3 protein-coding genes are annotated in these 3,104 nt (G+C 50.3%); 1 reads left to right on the top strand and 2 read right to left on the bottom strand.

Annotation, left to right across the window (positions count from 1 at the left end; all coding sequences use genetic code 11):
- The first annotated feature begins 130 nt into the window (after nt 1–130).
- Nucleotides 131–1,318: a hypothetical protein gene (locus T424_RS0118635; protein ID WP_027489057.1), complete on the top strand. Its 1,188-nt coding sequence runs from the start codon at nt 131–133 to the stop codon at nt 1,316–1,318.
- Between the two features lie 154 nt (nt 1,319–1,472).
- Here the strand turns inward: T424_RS0118635 and T424_RS22730 are convergent, their stop codons facing one another.
- Both T424_RS22730 and T424_RS21555 read right to left on the bottom strand, forming a co-directional pair.
- Nucleotides 1,473–1,925 (bottom strand): hypothetical protein, encoded by a 453-nt coding sequence (locus T424_RS22730; RefSeq protein ID WP_154664989.1) that lies wholly within the window; start codon nt 1,923–1,925, stop codon nt 1,473–1,475.
- 45 nt (nt 1,926–1,970) lie between these two features.
- Nucleotides 1,971–3,104: RHS repeat-associated core domain-containing protein (locus T424_RS21555; RefSeq protein ID WP_037068394.1), on the bottom strand; the 1,134-nt coding region annotated here is incomplete at its 5' end.

The following is a 3,104-nucleotide window of genomic DNA, read 5'->3' as shown; positions in this document are numbered from 1 at the left end:
AAACCGGAGGCTGTTGTAACCCCATCGCAGATGGGGGGCCCGTTTGGACGCCGATCACCCCATTTGCGGGGTCCTTATTCCATGCCTAATCACAGACAGATTTTTAAGCGAAATCTAAAAGGAGAGCATAATGCCAGTCGTAGCATCGGCAGTTCGTGTTTCGCAGTATTGTAATGGAGACGGGACCAACGAGGACGCAGGGTTCTCGGCATTTCTTTCCGCGCTCACTTCAGGCGGCCGGGTGTATGATGGCATCATTGATGTGCCTGTCAGTTTGGCGTCGGCGAAAACATTGACTTCCTACGTTGGCAATCTGCGAGGAGAAGGCAATGGTCGACTCATTTTCACAGGCGGTACAGACGGTCTCACGATCGATAACTCGGGCCTGCCTAGTACAAACAACTCTGTCCTGACACTGAGTAGATTAGGGATTTTCACGACAGGATTGTCGCTCGGCACCGGTCTTCGAGTGAAGGGAAGTTCCGCAAACGGAAATAACCTCATTCCTTCTGTCTTTGCGTCTGAGATTATGATCGGCGGAGAAACCCCCAGCGCCGGATGGCAAATCGGTTTAGAGGGAACGCAACTCAAAAAGTCAAAACTCGACGGCGTGGCCACAAGGGGTCTGATACCTCAAGCCGTCGAAGGCGTTACTGACATGACCAAATCGGCGCTGTTTTCGATGTATTTTCACGCGGGCTGCAATCAAGTTGACATCACTTCGCCGCGCCTCGATTGGGGGCAGTACGGCATCTACGTCGGAACGCCCGTAAGTGGCGAAGAGCAATGCGAGGGCATTGTGGTAGATGGCGGTGACGTTCGAGCCCATGTCTCTGGTTATGTTGCTGACCCCGATACAGGAGCCCAGTTTCAATCTCGTGGGGTCCATTATGACACCTCAAACGTCGGGGTCTCGTTTGGCAAGGACAATGCTGTTGATTGCGATTTCTCGTTCATCACCGGCAATTTTTTCCTGAGGTCGTCTGTTCGAGGTTATAACGGTTCCTACACAGCCATCGTTTTGAACGCCAATTACGGCGTCGTTTCTGGGAACAACATGTATGTCGGCGGTGCAGTGTATACCCCCACTGGAAGATACCCTTATAGCGATAGCGTGGGCATTACGGTCGGTTCGGATGCTGATGCTGCAAAAATTGGCGCCTGCCCCGTTACGTCCAACGTGATTACGGCGTTCGTGACAGCCATCCATCTCAGGCCAAAGACTAAAAACTGCCTGGTCAGCAGCACCCGCATAGATCCCGCCTTTGCGGGTGGTGGGATCATGAACGACGGAACTAACAACACAATAGTGACCTAACGGGGTCATTCCCGGCATATACATACCTATTCATCCACGACCCGATCGCCAACCTCTTCACCGTTCCCCGCCGCCAGTACGGTAGTCGTGTGGCTAGAGATTTCCTATGGATGCACGACTACTGCAAAAAAAATCTAATGGCATCCTAGCCAGTCTATTGCGAATAATCAGGACTTTCAAAAACTTCAATCGTTGCGCCTCCGACTCCAGAACGTACAATCTCAGCTATGTCGCGGGAAAACTTTAAGATGTCGTTATGCGTTGAGAAAAAGTACGCTTCTAACTTAGAAGCGACATCTACCTCCCATCTCGGTATATTCCTTGCAACTAGGCATTCAAGCCGCAGAACACCAGTTAGGTTATGCGGTAATATTCGCAAATAAACTTGCGCATCAACCAAAACTTCGTCGCACCAAATCCCTCCGGAAATTATTGCGTCTGGCTTTTCTTGAGACAAAACCATTCGCAATGACGACGAAAATTCCGATATCTGAGAAATATTTATCCACGAATACCCGCCCCCTCTGAAATTTGTTGAATTTATGCCCAAATATATTCGGCCATGAAATTCATCTTCAGGGTCATATTCAAATTTTATAGTTGCCATTGATATCCTCACATTCATTCTGTTTTAGCGGCAATGAAATTATTATTATCTCCCGACGAACTTAAAATCTCCAGCAATGCCAGTTGGTGCCACCATATAATGAACAGTTATATCATTCTGTATGACTTCATATTTTGTCCCACCGCTGGGGAAATTCATAGTGCCCATGATTCGTCGTCCGCCTCCATTCATCGCATCTTCTAAAACAAGCTGCTCACCGAGGTTCCGCGCTAAATACCAACGGTCACCACCGGCGATTTGATAGCTATCTGTCGACATCTTTTGATTACCGGTCGCCCCCATGGGCGATCGATCAGGGTTCGTAGTACTTCTTTCCGCGTCTAAATGTCCCGGTCCATCACCGTTTGACGTACGGAAACTGGCGTCGTTCTTTTTGCCTTTCTCCGGTTCATTAACGTTGCCGGTAACCGCATCAATCTCGTCCGTCATTGCTGTATTTGAGGAACGTAAACCTGAATCTACATGGTCTGCGTAACCACCGTGATCGCTGTGCTGATCGTCGACGCCAACATCATTTTCTTGCTCAGAAAATTTTGTTTCGGTTCCGCTGTAAGAGTGCCCGTTCGGATCGCTCTTGTTGACGGGGTCATTTGACGCATAAGCGTACCTATTAGTGCCGACCCCTTCCTTTGTCGGATCCCAGTCATCTGGCGAAATATAGCGGCCGAATCTCGGATCCATATATCGTGCGTTGAGATACATGAGGCCGGTTTCAGGATCGAAGCGCTCGCCGATATAGTTCTTCTGGGTGGTCATCGCCTTGTTGGTCGTCTCGCCGTAGACAGCATAGTGCGTGCTTTCCACAACTTCGCCAGCCATGTTGGTCACGAAACGGACCGAGGATAGATGATCGCGGTGCAGGAAGTATTTGGTGCCACCAATGACCTTGATGTCCATGTGCGGGTAGCGCGTGGCAATGTCGTTCGCCGGATTATATTCGACGCTGGCATCGGGGTAGAAGGTGGTGCCGTTCGGTCCAACCTTCTTGAACCGGGTTCCATCTGGGCCGTATTCGATCGACGTCGTGGAGCCGTTGGCCTGGACGGCATAGACGCGGTTTGCAAGATCGTAATCGATCTGCCGACTTCCGTCGTTGACCATGTTGCCATTCGGATCATAGCTGAAGGCAACGCCGTTGAGTGACGTCGGTGCATGCGG

Source organism: Allorhizobium undicola ORS 992 = ATCC 700741 (assembly GCF_000621665.1).
In the GTDB taxonomy this organism is placed as follows: Bacteria; Pseudomonadota; Alphaproteobacteria; order Rhizobiales; family Rhizobiaceae; genus Allorhizobium; species Allorhizobium undicola.
Note: the sequence above shows the minus strand (reverse complement) of the source record. Positions and strands in the feature narration are given on the sequence as shown.

Excerpts from the sequence above, each read along its gene's own strand:
- T424_RS0118635 (WP_027489057.1), top strand. The coding sequence starts at position 131 with ATGCCAGTCGTAGCATCGGCAGTTCGTGTTTCGCAGTATTGTAATGGA.
- T424_RS22730 (WP_154664989.1), bottom strand. The coding sequence starts at position 1,925 with ATGGCAACTATAAAATTTGAATATGACCCTGAAGATGAATTTCATGGC.